General features: G+C 72.3%; 15 protein-coding genes and 2 pseudogenes. 9 read left to right on the forward strand and 8 right to left on the reverse strand.

Going from position 1 to position 15,610, the window contains the following annotated elements:
- Positions 1–68 precede the first annotated feature (68 nt).
- Complete coding sequence (locus tag ACZ56L_RS13040; RefSeq protein ID WP_471063758.1) at positions 69–872, reverse strand: N-acetylmuramoyl-L-alanine amidase; 804 nt, start codon at positions 870–872, stop codon at positions 69–71.
- A gap of 255 nt (positions 873–1,127) precedes the next feature.
- Between ACZ56L_RS13040 and ACZ56L_RS13045 the strand changes: the two genes are divergently transcribed.
- Positions 1,128–2,180: a glucose 1-dehydrogenase gene (locus ACZ56L_RS13045; protein ID WP_401761798.1), complete on the forward strand. Its 1,053-nt coding sequence runs from the start codon at positions 1,128–1,130 to the stop codon at positions 2,178–2,180.
- Positions 2,181–2,203: 23 nt separating this feature from the next.
- On the opposite strand, the gene ACZ56L_RS13050 is transcribed toward ACZ56L_RS13045, so the two are convergent.
- From ACZ56L_RS13050 to ACZ56L_RS13060, 3 genes are all read right to left on the reverse strand, one after another.
- A complete protein-coding gene (locus ACZ56L_RS13050; protein WP_471063760.1) occupies positions 2,204–2,605 on the reverse strand; it encodes a hypothetical protein in 402 nt (133 codons plus the stop codon).
- Between the two features lie 358 nt (positions 2,606–2,963).
- Positions 2,964–4,652: a class I adenylate-forming enzyme family protein gene (locus tag ACZ56L_RS13055; protein WP_471063762.1), complete on the reverse strand. Its 1,689-nt coding sequence runs from the start codon at positions 4,650–4,652 to the stop codon at positions 2,964–2,966.
- Positions 4,653–4,814: 162 nt separating this feature from the next.
- Entirely contained in the window at positions 4,815–5,906 is a 1,092-nt protein-coding gene (locus ACZ56L_RS13060) for a carboxylate-amine ligase (RefSeq protein WP_468689299.1), read from the reverse strand.
- Positions 5,907–6,346: 440 nt separating this feature from the next.
- Here ACZ56L_RS13060 and ACZ56L_RS13065 point away from each other — a divergent pair, with 440 nt between their 5' ends.
- The 5 genes and pseudogenes from ACZ56L_RS13065 (at position 6,347) to ACZ56L_RS13085 (ending at position 11,325) form a co-directional block, all read left to right on the forward strand.
- On the forward strand, positions 6,347–7,006 hold the full coding sequence (locus ACZ56L_RS13065) for a TetR/AcrR family transcriptional regulator (RefSeq protein ID WP_471063764.1): 660 nt from the start codon (positions 6,347–6,349) through the stop codon (positions 7,004–7,006).
- Positions 7,007–7,237: 231 nt separating this feature from the next.
- The gene (locus ACZ56L_RS13070; protein ID WP_471063766.1) at positions 7,238–9,325 is read left to right on the forward strand and encodes a S9 family peptidase; all 2,088 of its coding nucleotides are present in this window, start codon (positions 7,238–7,240) and stop codon (positions 9,323–9,325) included.
- Positions 9,326–9,458: 133 nt separating this feature from the next.
- Positions 9,459–10,001 (forward strand): annotated as a pseudogene (locus tag ACZ56L_RS13075) (DUF3159 domain-containing protein); the annotation flags it as partial.
- Between the two features lie 192 nt (positions 10,002–10,193).
- Positions 10,194–10,448, forward strand: a complete 255-nt coding sequence (locus tag ACZ56L_RS13080; protein WP_345227963.1) for an EF-hand domain-containing protein — start codon at positions 10,194–10,196, stop codon at positions 10,446–10,448.
- 190 nt (positions 10,449–10,638) lie between these two features.
- Complete coding sequence (locus ACZ56L_RS13085; protein ID WP_471063768.1) at positions 10,639–11,325, forward strand: DedA family protein; 687 nt, start codon at positions 10,639–10,641, stop codon at positions 11,323–11,325.
- Here ACZ56L_RS13085 and ACZ56L_RS13090 read toward each other — a convergent pair.
- Positions 11,246–11,851, reverse strand: a complete 606-nt coding sequence (locus ACZ56L_RS13090) for a hypothetical protein (protein ID WP_471063770.1) — start codon at positions 11,849–11,851, stop codon at positions 11,246–11,248. The genes ACZ56L_RS13085 and ACZ56L_RS13090 overlap by 80 nt on opposite strands.
- Before the next feature lie 1,015 nt (positions 11,852–12,866).
- On the opposite strand from ACZ56L_RS13090, the gene ACZ56L_RS13095 reads away from it, so the two are divergent.
- The 3 genes and pseudogenes from ACZ56L_RS13095 to ACZ56L_RS13105 all read left to right on the forward strand — a co-directional run.
- A complete protein-coding gene (locus ACZ56L_RS13095; protein ID WP_401761777.1) occupies positions 12,867–13,436 on the forward strand; it encodes a hypothetical protein in 570 nt (189 codons plus the stop codon).
- Positions 13,433–13,576: a hypothetical protein gene (locus ACZ56L_RS13100; RefSeq protein ID WP_468689311.1), complete on the forward strand. Its 144-nt coding sequence runs from the start codon at positions 13,433–13,435 to the stop codon at positions 13,574–13,576. Before ACZ56L_RS13095 ends, ACZ56L_RS13100 begins: the two co-directional genes overlap by 4 nt.
- Positions 13,573–14,108, forward strand: a pseudogene (locus ACZ56L_RS13105) (transposase); the annotation flags it as partial. The gene ACZ56L_RS13100 and the pseudogene ACZ56L_RS13105, both read left to right, overlap by 4 nt.
- Positions 14,109–14,162: 54 nt before the next feature.
- Here ACZ56L_RS13105 and ACZ56L_RS13110 read toward each other — a convergent pair.
- The 3 genes from ACZ56L_RS13110 to ACZ56L_RS13120 all read right to left on the reverse strand — a co-directional run bounded on the left by ACZ56L_RS13110 (position 14,163) and on the right by ACZ56L_RS13120 (position 15,562).
- Complete coding sequence (locus tag ACZ56L_RS13110; RefSeq protein ID WP_471063773.1) at positions 14,163–14,507, reverse strand: hypothetical protein; 345 nt, start codon at positions 14,505–14,507, stop codon at positions 14,163–14,165.
- 90 nt (positions 14,508–14,597) lie between these two features.
- The gene (locus ACZ56L_RS13115) at positions 14,598–15,053 is read right to left on the reverse strand and encodes a hypothetical protein (RefSeq protein ID WP_471063775.1); all 456 of its coding nucleotides are present in this window, start codon (positions 15,051–15,053) and stop codon (positions 14,598–14,600) included.
- Positions 15,050–15,562 carry a helicase associated domain-containing protein gene (locus tag ACZ56L_RS13120; protein ID WP_471063777.1) on the reverse strand — a complete coding sequence of 171 codons (513 nt, stop codon included), beginning with the start codon at positions 15,560–15,562 and terminating at the stop codon, positions 15,050–15,052. The genes ACZ56L_RS13115 and ACZ56L_RS13120 overlap by 4 nt, the downstream gene beginning before the upstream one ends.
- Positions 15,563–15,610: the final 48 nt, after the last annotated feature.

Here is a 15,610-nt window from a genome sequence, read left to right on the forward strand (position 1 = left end):
GCTCCGGCCGTACGTCTGGACTGCTGGACCGGTCCGGCACGACGCCCCGCCCGGGGCGGCACCTCCGCTCACCCGGCGCGGTAGGGGTGCCGGTCGCGGAGACGGTGCCCGCGGTGGTCGGGTGCACCCGTGCCGCCGTCCGCGGACCGCTGCTGCCGGTGCGAATTCCGAAGCCTGGCCATCTCCGTCCGGATGAGAGGGAGTTGTGCGTAGAGCGCGTCGCCGGGGCAGTGCGTCTGATAGGTGTCGCGGTGGCCCGCCACGGTGGGGAGGGAGACGGCCTGACCGCGTGGGTACAGGCTGTCGTCGTTGGTCGAAACCATCCGTACCAGGCCCCGGGGGTCGACGGCCCTGTCGAGTTTCCACGCGCCCACCTTGGCGATCCCCTTGATCAGCGCATCGGACCCCGGCACGCCGGGGTGGAACGTGCCGAGGGCCGCGATCCCGACGCTGTGGGCGTTGAAACCGGTGGTGTGGGCGCCGAGCACGGAGCGGCCGATGCTGCCTGCTCTGCCCTCGTAGATGGTGCCGCAGCGGTCGACGACGAAGTTGTAGCCGATGTCGTCCCAGCCCTGGTCGCGGATGTGTGACTCCTCCATCGCCCGGAGCATCGCGGGGGTGTCGGCGCAGGAGTATCCGTTGGCGTGCCCGGTGTGATGGATGAAGACGGTCTGCACAGCCCCCGTCGTCGTCGCGACTTCCTTCACCAGGGCCTCGTCGGCATGCCATTCCGCGCGGCTGACGATCGCGGGCCGCTGAACTCCGGACAACGGCACCGGCTGCGCAGCGAAGAGCCGTACCGGGGTGTCGCGGAACAACAGGAGAGCCAGCGGCACGGTGAGGGCGCACGCGGCTGTTCGACGAAGCCACATGGGACTCACTCTGCCGCCTGATCAGGAATTTCGTAGGCGCCCGCGATCAAACGGGTGACAGTGGTGGTGTGCGCGGAGCCCGCCGGGTGTACGTCACGGGCCGGGCGGGGCCCCTCGGTCGAGCGTGTGTGCGACAGCGAGATGGAGCGCCCGGGGCAGCGGTACCCGTACGCCTGGACCCCGTTTGCACGTCCGGTGGGGTGGTACGCGAGAGTCGATGCCGGCCGGGGCACGAGCTGAGAGAGGCTGCCACTGATGCGCGCGCTGACGGTAGAACCCGGCCTGCGGAACTCCCTGCGGGTGCGCGATCTGCCCGTGCCCTCCCCGACCGGGACCGACCTCCTCGTACGCGGACTGATGATGGGCGTGTGCGGGACGGACCACGAGCTCGCCGGCGGCCAGTACGGATGGGCGCCGGCCGGCCGGGACTGGATGGTCCTGGGGCACGAGTCCCTGGGCCGGGTCGAGCAGGCCCCACCGGGCAGCTCGTTCTCCGTCGGCGACCTGGTGGCCGGTGTGGTGCGCAGGCCCGACCCCGTGCCCTGCGGAGCGTGCGCCAGGGAAGAGTTCGACATGTGCCGCAACGGACGCTACACCGAACGCGGGATCAAGGAACTCGACGGATTCGGCGCCCAGTTCTGGTGCGTGGAACCCGATTACGCGGTGCGTCTGGAACCCCGCCTGGAACGGGCGGGTGTGCTCATGGAACCGACCTCGGTGGTGGCCAAGGCGTGGGAGCAGGTGGAACGTGTCGGGGGCCGCTCCTGGTTCGAGCCGCAGCGCGTCCTGGTCACAGGAGCGGGCCCCATCGGGTTGCTGGCCGCCCTGCTGGGAACCCAGCGAGGACTCGACGTACACCTCCTCGACCAGGTGAAGGACGGCCCCAAGCCCTCCCTCGCCCGCGATGTCGGCGCCACCTACCACACGGACGACGCCCGGCACGTAATGGCCAAGCTCTGCCCCGACGTCGTCATCGAAGCCACCGGAGCCAGCGACCTGGTCTTCGCGGCGCTGTCCGGCACCGCCTCCTACGGAGTGGTATGCCTGACCGGCGTCTCACCCGCCGGGCGCGGCATCACCGTGGACGCCGGCACCCTCAACCGGGACATCGTCCTGCAGAACGACGCGGTCGTCGGCTCCGTCAACGCCAACCTGCGCCACTTCCGGCAGGCCGCCGAGGCCCTGGCACAGGCCGACGGCGACTGGCTCGACCGGCTCATCACCCGGCGGGTCCCTCTGGACCGGGCCGCCCAGGCACTGGAGTCCCGGCCCGACGACGTCAAGGTCGTCGTCGACCTGACGCAGTGACGGATCACCGCACGAGTGCCCGGTCAGGGGCGGCGCCACTGCGTGTCCCAGCCGGTCCGGGTGCCTCCCGAGCACCGCGCGGTGGAGACCGTCCTGCGGGGGGCGTCGAAGGGGACCACCCAGGGGCCGTACGCCACCCCGTTGGTGCAGTGCACCACCGCGCGGTACTCCTGGTAGGGCACCCAGCCGTCCGGCCGGCAGCTGGTGGAGAAGTAGGTGCCCGGCTTCAGGTCCCACCCGGAGTCGCAGATGATGTTCGGCGGAGTCGGGTCCACGGCGGAAGCAGCCGAGCCGGTGCCGGAGGCCGCAGGCACTTCCGAGGGCGGAGCGGCAGCCGCCACGGGTGGGACGAGCACCGCTGACACGGCGAGGCCGAGCGCGGCGACGGAGACGGGGAGCGAGAGGACAAGGGCGCGACGAGGCATGGAACTCCTTGGGTGGGGGCGGTCCGGCCCGGCGGCGACACACCCGGACCGATGACGGTGTCCCCCGGGACCATCCGATTACCTCGGCCGGGACCATCCGATCGCCCCGGCCGGGGCACCGCGTGGCTCCGGACGAGCCGTCGCCCCGAGTGACGCCGCCGTACGGACTCACCCTCGCCCGGCCCGGTCGCACGCCGGTCACTTCCCGGTCACTCCCCGCGGGGTCCCTGCCCGCAGGCCCCTGTCCGCAGACGGCTCCCCGCAGGCGGGCCGTGCCGAGCGGCGGCACGGCCCGCCGGGAGCGCCACCGCACCTCCCGGCACACCTCGTCGCGCGGACCCGAGGCGCGCCGCGCGGCCTACTTGTCCGGCCCGGCCTCGGTCCACGCGGCGCGCAACGCCTTCTTGTCCACCTTGCCGACCTTGGTCGTGGGCAGGCGGTCCAGCAGGACCGTCCTGCGGGGTGTGTACAGCTCTCCCAGTTCGGCCCTCACCGCCTCACCGACCGCCCTGGGGTCGACGTCGGCGCCGTCCGCCGTGGCCAGGAAGACCTGCACCGCCTCCCCGTACTCCTCGTCGGGTACGCCCAGTGCCGCCGCGTTGCGCACGCCGGGCAGGGTGAGCAGGAAGTCCTCCAGCACCCGGGAGTAGACGTTGTCGCTGGTGCTGCCGGTGACGATGATGTCCTTGGCCCGGTCGACGAGGTAGAGATGGCCCTCGTCGTCGAGGTAACCCATGTCCCCGGTGCGCAGCCAGCCGTCGTGCAGCGCCTCGGCGGTGCGCTCCGGGTCCTCGTAGTAACCGAGCATCACCGACTTTCCCCGTACGCAGACCTCGCCGACCCGCTTGGCGGGCAGGGGCTCCGTGCTGTCCTCCCCGCGGATCTCGATCTCGGTGTCCGATATCGCCCGGCCGCAGCTGCGCCAGAGTTCGGGCCGCCGGGCCGCCTCGGAGGCGAGCTCCTCCGCGCCGAACGCGGTGATGCCCAGCGCCTCGGACTGTCCGTAACCCTGGCTGAGCACGGGACCGAGGACGGCGACCGCCTGTTGCAGCCGGGCGGGCGAGGAGGCCGCGCCTCCGACGACGACGCGCCGGAGCGCGGGCAGGGCTCCCGGCGTGCACCGCGGGTGGTCGAGGAGGGCGTACAGCATGGGCGGTACGAACATCACGGCGGTGATCCGCTCCTCGCGCAGCACCTCCAGCGCGGACCCGGGCTCGAACTCGGGCAGCACGACGAGGACGGACCCCGTCACCAGCGCCTGGACCGCGGTGAGATGCCCGCTCCCGTGCGTGAGGAGCGTGGCGGCGAGCACCCGGTGCCGGTCCGGGGCCGTGACCGGGCCGGGGGCGGGGACGGAACCCGGGGCACGGGCCGGGGCCGGAACCGGAGCGGGCCGCGCGGTCAGGAAGGCGCCCGGCCCCGAGTCCTCGGAAGTGCTGCGCGTCAGGTCCACCAGCGCGTCGTAGAGGCGGTGGCTGTGCGAGGCGAGCTTGGGGCGGCCCAGCGTGCCACCGGTGTAGAGGACGGTGACGGACTCGTCCGCACCCGCCGCGGGCACGCCCTCGGGACGTACCGGGGGGCACTCGGCTGCCAGGGCCAGCAGGTCGGCGCACTGCTCCTCGCAGGGCCCGAGGCTGAGCAGTACGGGTGCGTGGGCGCTGCGGCCGGCCGCGGCTGCGGCCCGCCGCGCGAAGAGCGGGTCGGTGACCACCGCGCGTGCCTTGGACTGCTCGACCAGCGCGGCGAGTTCGCCGGGTCCCGGCTCGGGCGGCAGGAAGACCACGCGGCAGCCGATGAGGTGGACCGCGAGCTGTACCAGGACGGAGTCCACCCGGTTGGCGAGGAAGAGCCCCACGCCGTCGCCCGGCACGAGCCCCTGCCCGCGCAGCGCGTGCCCCAGGCGGAACAGCCGTCGGCGCGCCTGCGCCCTGGTCAGCCGCTGGGCGCCCTGGACGAGCGCCTCCGCGTCCTGGTCCTCGTGCCAGTGCTCCAGGACGTGGTCCAGGTACGTCCGTCGCTCGTGGGTCTGCTGTGTGTCAACGATCATTGCTATATACAAACATGATCATTGCTATATACAAACATCCGGGCGGGCGCCGTTCTCCCGCAGGGAGGTTCCTTCGGGCGAGGGGCCGCGGAGTACCATGCCCCACCCCTCGGCGGGAACGGGAAACGCAGGTCGTCCGCTGAGTTGACCGGGCGTCAGCGGTCAGGCGCTGTCGATCAGATGGTCGACGACGTCGGCGAGGCTGCCGCGGGTCCGGTGGGCGGCGCGTTGCCGCTCCGCGCCGTTGCCGTGGGCGCGCTGGAGCGACCAGAGGGTGTGGACGAGCTTGCTGTCGCCGTGACTCAGCAGAGCGGGCCGCAGCCGGGACAGGAGCCGGTCCAGCTGGCCGACGGCGGGGGACAGCCCGCCGGTGGTCAGGTCGATGCCCTGCCCGGCCAGGCCGTGGCGGGCCGCACGCCAGCAGGCGGCCCGCAGCATCTCCGGCTCCGGCCGGAACGCCGGCTCGTCGGCGGCGATGGCGTGCAGCGCGTCCGCGGTCATCGCTCTGAGGATGCCCGCGAGCAGTACGGTCTCGCCCGGGGTGGTGGTCGCGTCGGCGAAGCGGAACTCCAGTGTGGGTACGTGGTGGGAGGGCCGGATGTCCCAGTACAGGCCGCCGCGGTCCATGACGGTGCCGGTGGCGATGAAGCCTGCGACGAGGTCCTCGAAGTGGGCGAGGGACTCGAAGTACGGCGGCGGCCCCGCCACCGGCCACCGGCCCCAGGTGGTGGTGCGCCAGCTGGCGTAGCCGGTGTCGCGGCCCGCCCAGAAGGGCGAGTTGCCGGTGAGGGCGATCAGGACCGGAATCCAGGGGCGCAGGTGGTTGCTGACCCGCACCGCGGTGGCGAGGTCGGGAACGCCGATGTGGATGTGGCAGGCGCAGGCGCTCTGTTCATCGTCCAGCGAACGGAACATCGCGGCACTTCTGGCGTAACGGGGGCTCCCGGTCAACGGCGGCGGGGTGGCCTGGCCGAGGACCGGGGTGCCGCTGGAGATGATCCGCAGGCCGTGCCGCGCCGCCGCCCGCGCGACGGTCGCACGTGTGGAGCGGACCTGCTCGGCGAACTCCGCCAGGCTGCTGTGGGCGTCGGTGCGCACTTCGACCTGATAACGCGTCAGCTCCGGGCCGACGCGGTCGCCGAGCTCACCCGCCGCTTCGGCCACCACCTCCGGGCCGGCCGCGCTCACCGCCCGGGACACCGGGTCGACCAGGAGGTACTCCTCCTCCGCGCCCATGGTCAGCGGGACGGGCACACCCGCGATGGTCCGGCCGCGGCCACGACCCGCGGAAGGCTCCCGGGGACCGGCAGGGGTACGCCCTGTAGTCGTCATGGTCACCATGCTGGCACCGAAGGCCCGCACGGGGCGGACCTTCGCGGCGGAATGGCGCGTACGGGGGCCGACCGGTGCCAACGGCCCGGACGCCGGCCCGTGTTCGGGTGGAGGTGCTCCCGCGGGCGCGCGTGCCGGAGCTGAGCACCGTAACCGGCGGTAAGAGCGCCGGTGGCCGGCAGGCGGGGGAGTCCGGTCGCCGCTGCGGGGAGCGGACGGCGGGGCCGCTCGATTGTTGGCTCGATCAGGTCCTTCGGCGTCGGCGGGCGAACGTCGTCGTGCGAGGCGCCGCCCCTCTTGTCGAGTGTCACTAAGTGACATACTGTCGTTGAGAGACAGAAGCGGAGAGGTGGCGGGGCATCGTGGCGGAGACGAAGCGGAGCGCGGGCGGAATGAGTGACCAGCGGCGTGAGCGGCTGCGGCTGGAGATCTCGCGGGAAGCCGCGCGCCTGTTCTGGGAGCAGGGCGTGGCCGCCACCGGCGGTGACCAGATCGCCGAGGCGGTGGGCCTGTCCACGCGGACCATCTGGCGCCACTTCCGCAGCAAGGAGAGCTGCGCCGAGCCGATCGTCATGCAGGGCGTCGTCACCCTGCTGAGCGTGCTGCGCAGCTGGCCCCGGGAGAGTTCCCTCGAGGACCACCTCACCGCCGAACTGAACCGGCTCCGGCAGGAGGCGCCGCCCGTCAGCCACGCCGACGAGATGCTCGCCATGCAGATGATCCGGCTCGCCGACACCGAACCGGCGCTCCGTACGGCCTGGCTGATGGCCTGCGACCAGACGGAACGGCAGCTGCGGTCGATCATCGGGGGCCGCCTGGACCGCCCCGACGACGACCTCGACGTACGGGTGCACGCCGCGGCAGCCGCGGCGGTCATCCGGGTGCTGGACGAGCACATCGGGGCGGCCGTCCTGTCCGGTGCCGACCTCACGGAGTTCTCCGACGTGCCGGAGCTCGCCGGACGGTTCGCCCAGGCCATCCGCACCGCCACCGGGGGAGTGGTGGGGAACCCCGTGGCGTGACACCGCGGGCCCGCCCGGCGTTGCGGGTCCTGCCGCCGGGCACCGCGGGCCCGCCCGGCGGCTGCGGGCCCCGTCGCCCGACACCGCGAGTGCCGCCCCCCTCGGGCGTCACGAGCCCCGCCGCCCGGCGCCGCCGCCCCCGCAGAGCGCGCGCAAGGGCGGGGCCGACGCAGCCCTCCTCGGGGAGCGCACCTCGACCCACGGACCACGTATCCGACAAGGAGTGTCCTCATGCCGACCGTTCCGAACGACGCGCCGAACCATGCCCAGAATGACGCGCCGAACCATGCCCAGAACGACGTCCCGAACGACGTGCAGAACGATGTCCCGGACGCGGCCCCGAAAGCCGTCCCGCACCAGGACCCGAACCACCTCCCGCACCACTCCCCGCCCCACGCCCCCCTCCTCGCCGTCGAGGACTTCTTCACCCCGCCCGCCCGCGTCGCGGCCTCGATCTCGCCCGACGGCACCCGCATCGCCTACCTCGCCCCCTGGCGCGAGCGGCTCAACGTATGGGTGGAGAGCCTCGACGCGGGCGAGCCGGCGCGCTGCGTCACCGCGGACGACAACCGCAGCGTGCACACCTTCCGCTGGACCGACGACCCCCGGTGGCTGCTGTACGCCCAGGACGGCGACGGCGACGAGAACTGGCACGTCCACCGCGTCGACCTGGACGATCCTGACGCCGAGGCGTTCGACCTCACCCCCTACCCCGGGGCCACCGCCGTGGCCTGGGAGACGTCGCCCGCCCGTCCGGGCAGGATGACCGTGCACCTGAACCACCGCAGTCCCGCCGAGTTCGACCTCTGCGAAGTCGACATCGCCACCGGCGAGCTGACGGTCGTCGCGCAGAACCCGGGCCGGTTCGCCGGACTCCTGCCGACCCCGGACGGGAAGCTGTACGCCCAGATCTGGACACCCGGCGGAGAGATCGACTTCGCCCAGTGGGACCCGGAGACGGGAGCCCTGCGCCTGGTGGCCACCTTCGACGGAGCCGAACACCCCGTGGGGATCAACCCGTTCCAGCCCACCCCGGACGGCACCGGCGTGTGGATCGCCTCCTACGGGGACACCGACCACCTCGGCATCGCCCGGCTCGACCTGGCCAGCGGTACGCAGACCCCGGTCGACAGCCACCCGGGACTCGACCTCGACACCCGCTCCAGCGTCTTCCCCACCATGCCGGAACCGCTGATCCTCGACCGCGGCACCGGAGAACTCCTCGGCGTGCGCTACCTCGGCGAGCGCCAGGTCGTCCGCGCGCTGGACCCCCACTTCGCCGCAGTCCTGGAGAACCTGGAGAAGCTCTCCGAAGGCGAACTGGCCTCCGTGTCCGGTGACACGAGCGGCCGGCGCTGGGTCGTCAGCTTCAGCCACCCCCTCGACCCGGGCGCCACCTACTTCTACGACCACTCCACCGGCGAAAGCCGCTTCCTGTTCCGCCCCCTGCCGGGACTGGATCCCGCGACCCTCGCCCCCATGGCCCCGGTCACGATCACCGCGCGGGACGGGCTGGGCCTCCCCTCGTACCTGACGCTGCCCCGCGGGGCCGAGCCGCGCGGGCTGCCCCTGGTCCTGCTGGTGCACGGCGGCCCCTGGCACCGCGACAGCCTGCGGTTCGACCCCACGGCCCAACTGCTCGCCAACCGCGGCTGCGCCGTCCTCCAGGTGAACTTCCGCGGCTCCACCGGATTCGGCAAGTCCTTCCTCCAGGCCGGCGTCGGGGAACTGGCGGGCAGGATGCACGACGACCTGATCGACGCCGTCGACTGGGCCGTCGCCGAGGGGTACGCCGACCCCGGCCGCGTGGGCATCTTCGGCGGCTCGTACGGCGGTTACGCCACGCTGGTCGGCGTCACCTTCACCCCCGACGTGTTCGCCGCCGCGATCGACTTCTGCGGCATCTCCAACCTCGTCACCTTCCTGCGGAACGTACCGGAGTTCGTGAAGCCGTCGCTGTACAACAACTGGTACCGCTACGCCGGGAACCCCGACGACCCCGCGCAGGAGGCGGAACTGCTCGCCCGCTCGCCGATCAGCCGGGTCGACGCGATCCGTACCCCGCTGATGGTGATCCAGGGCGGCAACGACGTCCGCGTCACCCGGGCCGAGTCCGACCAGATCGTCGAGGCGCTCCGCGCCCGGGGCGTCGACGTCGAGTACATGGTCAAGGACGACGAGGGCCACGGCTTCGTCAACCCGGAGAACAACATCGACATGTACCACGCGGCCGACCGCTTCCTCTCCCGCCACCTGGGCACTCGCGCCGGTACGGACCGGAATGCGGCAGGACGCGCCGGGAGGCGGCAGCCGCGGTAGCGCCGGTACGCGGCAGCAGACAGCACCTGCCGGCAACACCCCCCTTACCCCGGTGAGTTGGTCCGCCATGACTGAACAGGTACGCCCCACCGGCCCCGCGTCCCCGAAGGCCCGGCCCACCGCCCTGGGGCAGATGGGCGGTGCCACGGGCATGGTCTGCACGATGCTGCCGATCGTGGCCTTCGTGCTCGCCAACGCCTCCCTGGGCCTGACCCCCGCGATCTTCACCGCCGTCGGCGCCGGCGTCGCGCTCTCCGTCGTGCGCCTGGTCCGCAAGGAACCCGTACAGCCCGCCCTGTCCGGCCTGTTCGGTGTCGCGGTCGCCTCCTTCGTCGCCTGGAAGACCGGCTCGGCGAAGGGCTACTTCCTGCTGGGCATCTGGTCGAGCCTCGTGCTCGGAGCGGTCTTCCTCCTCTCCGTCCTGGTCCGCCGGCCCCTGGTGGGAATCATCTGGGGCGCGCTGAACAGCACCGGGACCGCCTGGCTGAAGGACAAGCCGTCGGTCCGCTCCTACGACATCGCCACCCTCGCGCTCACCGGTGTGTTCGCGGCCAGGTTCGTCGTCCAGCAGTGGCTGTACGAGGAGGACTCCACGGGCCGGCTCGCCTTCGCGCGGATCGCCATGGGCCACCCGCTGCTCGCGCCGGCCCTCCTGGCAGTCGTCTGGGCCGCCCGGCGGTCCGGCCGGCGGCTCAGGGCGCGGACCGGCCCCGGGGCCCCGCGGGAGGCCGGCCGCCCGGCCGGACGGCAGCCCCGGCCCCCGCCCGCCAGCCGCAGGGTGGGGCGGGCAACCCGGGGCGCTGGGCACGCGTCCTTCCGCATGAGCGGGACGGCGCATCCGCCGCCCACACACCGACGGGGACATGTGATGAGTGACAAGGCCCGCAGGCTCTTCGAGGCCCTCGATCTGGACGGCGACGGGCTGCTGTCCCGGGAGGAGGTGATCGTCGCCCTGCGGGCGAAGGGCCCGTCGCTGGCCGCAGCGGGCGTGATCCCGTCCTGGGGCGTGCAGGACACCGACGCGTCCTCCGCCCTGTTCGACGCCGCCGACCAGAACGGCGACGCCGTACTGTCCTTCGAGGAGTTCACCGCGGTGGTGGACCGCCGGTTCGGCTGGAGCTGACCGCGCTCCCTCAGCCGGTACGGGCTGCCCCGCGGCTTCTGGCGGCCTACCAGCACCGGTACGCCACGGGCTGCCGGAGCGTCTGGGGCAACCTGCCCCCGGCGAAGGTATGGCAACTGCGCCGACCGGCCGGCCCGGCCGCCTCCGCGGCCCCGGCGATGCCCCGGACCGTACCGGCCGGCGCGCGCCGATGACCACGCCGACCACCCTGCTCGGCCAGATGCCCGCCCCGGCCGCCTACGCGGTCCTGGCCGCCGCAGTGCTCGTCGAGTCCGTGCTGCTGATCGGCGCGTTCGTTCCCACCCTGGCCCTGCTGCTGACCGCCGGGGCACTGGCCCGCACCGGCGAGCTGAACCTCCTCCTGGTCATCGCCACCGCCTCGTGCGCGGTCGTGGCCGGCGACGCTCTGGGCCACCGCACCGGGCACCTGCTGGGCAGCCGCCTGCGCACCGGCCGTGCCGGGCACCGCATCCCCGCCGCCGCATGGCGGCGCGCCGATGCCCTCATGGCGCGACGCGGTGGCCGGGCCGTCCTCCTCACCCGTTTCGTACCCGTCGTACGCACCCTGGCCCCGCACCTGGCGGGCGCCACGGGGGTGCCCTACCGCCGCATCGCCCCCTCCAGCCTGCTCGCCGCACCCCTGTGGGCCGGGGCGGAAGCCGGCGCCGGATACGCGGCGGCCACCTCCCTCCAGCACGCCCTCGCAGTGGGCGGCCCGGTCCTCGCCCTCGCCGCCGGCGCGACCGCCGCTGCGATCCTGACCACGGCCGGAATCCGCCGACGCGCGGCAGCGGGACTCAGGCGTCCGGCTCCGCCAGCACCCTCTCCATCCGTGCGAGCCGGGCGCGGACCCGGGCGGCACCGCGGTACTGCCTGATCAAGGCAACCGCGAGGACCCCTGTTCCGACGGCCAGGACGACGTGGCCGGCGACCAGCATGAAGGCGGCCAGCAGCACGAAGACCGCCAGGCCCGTCACCGCGGCCCGTCCCGTCACCGGCCGTTGCCGGCCGATCTGCATCCGGACCAGTTCGGCCATGACGCGACGGTCCCGGGGATCGTGGGGAATCCGTTCCTGCCGCAGGTGCCGCAGCAGCACCGCCGCGTGCCGCACGGAAACACCGGTCCTCCTCTGGAGGCTCACCATCATCCGGTCGTTGAGCCAGGCGCCGAGCACCGAGAGCACCAGGCCGAGCGCCATCACCCGGACCCAGCCCGTGTTCCCCGCCGCCCAGCACACCCCGGCGGCCACGGCGCACCCGACGACGGTCACCGCCACGAACGACGCGGGCCGCGTGTCGTGCCAGCGGCCCTCGGCCTCCCAGTCGATGCCAGGTGCCGCGGGAGCCCCTGGCCCCGCCTCCGGTCCTGGTCCGGATCCCGCATCGGGTATCGCGTCGTTCACCGCACCGCTCCGTCCTGCCGGTTCCAGGCACCCTGTCGCAGGCGGATGGTACGTATCCGGCGCGCCCGCGCCAACTCGCCGCCCGTTACGGCAGATTACCCCCATGGCCCGACGGCTCGAACGGTTCCCACCACGGGCTGTTCCCACCACTCGCGCGCACCACAGGGCCTGACGCGCCCGTCGCCCGCCGGCCGGACCCGGCACTCTCACTTCACGACGCGGTCGAATTTCTCCTGCCCAAGTGCCCGGTGGGGGAGGGGAGTCGGCTTGTCCCGGTCGCGGCGCGGGCCACCGACGCGTGGGCCACCGACCGCTGCTCCGTCGACCACCTCTCTAAAAAGTTCGCGGCAACTGTCACACCGACGAAGCATTCCGCACCTGTAGCAGGTGACAGCAGTACTGGCCGAAGGAGAGCACAGGAATGACCACTGATCCCCGGCCACGCAGCAGCCGTCTGAGCGGCGCCGCAGTCGCCGCAGCAACCGTCGCCGCCCTCTACGACGGGATCGTTCTGCTCGGGCCCACCGGGACTTCCACCACAACCATCGGACTCGCCAGCGCACCAGCAACACTGCACACCCCGGCCCCCCCCACGTCCCTTCCGGGCCGGACGCTATGCCGGGAGACCAGACACAGTCGCCCCTTCCGGGAGCCCCGACCAGACGATCAAAGGCGAGTACGCCTCCTGGCAGCTCCTGCTGAGGCCCGCCGACGACGACCAGGACGACGTCCCGCCCCCGGCCACGGCACCCGCGGTGACCGTCTCGGCCGCCGCCGACGCCACCCGCATCGAGGTCGTCCGGCCGGTCGGCACCGAGGCGGACCTGTCCGACGACCGCGCAGCGGACGTCATCGTCGAGGGAAGCCCGTACGCGGTGCAGCCGCCCGCCGGAAGCGTCCGGACCCTCACCCGACTGATCTCCTGCGATGGCGGGATCTGCGGAGGCTGGCGAGGGTTGGGGGTGCAGTCCATGTCGGCCGAACCCCTCTTTTCCCTTCCTGAAGGAGCTCCGTTATGTCTGAACGCAACACCACCATTCGCAGCCTGCACGATCTTGGTCTGGCGGCCTGGTTCGGCGGCTCACTGATGGGGGCGATCGGTCTCAACGGTGCGGCCGAGGACGAAGGCGGCACGCAGACGACCCGAGACCGGATCTCGTCGTCGGGATGGGCGAAGTGGACGCCGGTCAACGCCGCCGCGATCGGCGCGCACCTGTTCGGCGGTGGTGGACTGCTCGCCGTGAACGCGCACCGCGTCGCCACCCAGCAGGGCGTGGCCGCCTCCACCACGGCCAAGACCGTGGTCACCGCCGCGGCTCTGGCCGCCACGGCCTATGCCCGGGTTCTGGGCAAGAAAGTCGAGCTGGCCTCCTCCTCCGACCCTGCTGACACCGAGAAAGCAGCCAAGCACCCGATCGACCTGGACAAGGCGCGGCGGCAGCTGCACCTGGCGCAGTGGGCGGTGCCGGCCCTGACCGGATGCCTGGTGGTGCTCAACGCCCTGCACGGCGAACAGCAGCGCCCGAGCGAGCAGATCCCCGGTATGTGGGAGCGGGCACGCTCCATGGCCCACCTGATGCCATGAAGCCGCGCGGTATGCAGCGGGGCCGGGCAGCCACCACGCCTGTTCCCCATGAGGGCACCGGGCGCGAGCCCTACGTCCTCACCTCCGTCGGCCTGGCCGCCAGGGAGGGCCTCAGCCTGAGCCGGTGGAAGGCCCTGTGACGCTGATCGTCGACTCGCAGTCCGTCAAGGCGGCTTCCCCCGTCGGCCGGGACAGCCGAGGCTACGATGCGGGCAAAAAGATCAAGGGTCGCAAGAGACACCTCGTCGTCGACACCCTGGGCCGGCCCGTGATGAGTACGGTGACGGCGGGCGGCGTCCGCGACGAGGTCGTCGCCCGAGACCAGCTCTGGCGCCTGCGGCTCACCCACCCACAGATCACCCAGGTCTGGGCGGACTCCGCCTACGCCCGCGACCTGCCACCCGCCTGGGCCGCAGGTCACCTCTGGTGACCCTGCAGCCCGTGCTGCGACCCAAGGTCACGCATGGCCTCGTCGTCCTGCCCCGGCGCTGGAAAGCCGAACGCTCCCTCGGCTGGACCATGAACGCCCGCCGCAACGCCAGGGACCATGAGCGACTGCCCCAACCTGCCGAAGCCCATCTGAACTGGGCATTCATCACGCTCATGCCCCGGCGCCTGACCCGCAACGGGTGCACCCCGAGCTGGACGAAGAAGCCGCGGCCCGCAGACAGCTGACATCCCTCGCCACCACCGCGCCCAGCTCCGCCACGGGGGTCGAAAGACGAGCTAAAGCGAGCACAAACCTGAGCACTTGCCCACTGCCTCGACGAAGCGAACGACTCCCCCGGTGGCACCACCGGGATCGGCCATGCCCTCGCCGCCGGCTCCGCCGTTGCGGGGAAGGCCCAGGGGCAGTTGGTTGAGGTTACTCAGCACTCCGCTGCCCTGCGTCGTGCGGGACACGGCCGTGACCTGCTTGTTCATGTTGATCATCGTGTTGTCGAAGGCGGCGTTGCCGATCCCCACGATGTTCTCGCTCGCTGCGGCTGAGGCGGCCGGAAGGGCTGCACCGGCGGCGATCATCCCCGTGAGTGCGGCCAGACGGAACGTGATGCTGGTCGTGGCGGGCACAGCGCTCCCGAAGCAGGAAAGGCGATGGGCCGGCCATCAAACAACGAATTATCCAATCCCGGGTCACGACAACGGCTCCTGCGCCCTGGTTCACAGCAGTTCGCCGACGCCCCAGGTGGTGCTGATGTCGTTCAGCCACCGGTCCGGCAGCTCCCCGTGCCACCGTGCCGCCAGCGCGTACCGGGAGCGGACAGCCACCAGCTGCTCCAGGACGATCAGCGACACCGGGTGGGCGAGCAGTTCGCACCTTCCGTGCCTGGCCGTTGCGGACTGCGGCCCGTACTCCGCGAACAGCCGCACCAGCCGCTCGCGGTGGGTGTCCACGAACTCCTCCAGCCGGGCCGGGTACGCCGACCGTTGCTCCTCGGGGACCACCGACCACAGCACGGGCAGGACCTCTCCTGTCATCCCGGCGTCGAAGCGTGCGTGCACGGCGAACTGCGCGTAGGAACAGACCGCGACTGCCAACGCCGCAACCGCCAAGCCCTCCCGTACCTCTTCCGCCGCCCGCTCCACCGGCCTGCTGGTGTATGCATCCGTGCTCATCGCGCCGCCGCCTTCTTCGCCGTCGTCCACCGCATCCCCAGCGCGTCCAGCTCGGCCCGGCGTTCGGCGGGGAGCTTGTCGGCACGCTTACGGATGTTGTCCAGGACCATCCCCAACTTCACGTCCACTACTCCAAGGCCGCCAGAGCCGCTCTGAACGTCTCCCGCGCCGTGCGACTCCACGGACTCCACATGCTTCCTCGGCACCTGAAGGTGCCCCTCACGGGCAGGGAACGCCTTCGCCGCCGCGAGGGTGAGCCTCCACTTGTCATCCTGCGTGCGCTTCACCGGCCGCTCCGACTCGTCAGCCGGTTCGAGCCCGAGGGCGTTCTCCAGGAGCCCCTGCTGCGCCGGTTGCAGCGCATCCCACCCGAACCGGCATCCCTGCACCCATCGCCCGAGGTCCTCGCCCTGGACGACGACCTCACCGGCCTCCATCGGCATGCTGCCACCGTGCTCCAGGTGGTTCTGCACCAACCGCAGGTACCGCTGCCAGCCCGCGTCCCACACCGGCGCCCACCCAGGATCGATCTCATCCAGGACGTCCCGTCGCTCCTG

The organism is Streptomyces sp. NPDC039736 (assembly GCF_055596485.1).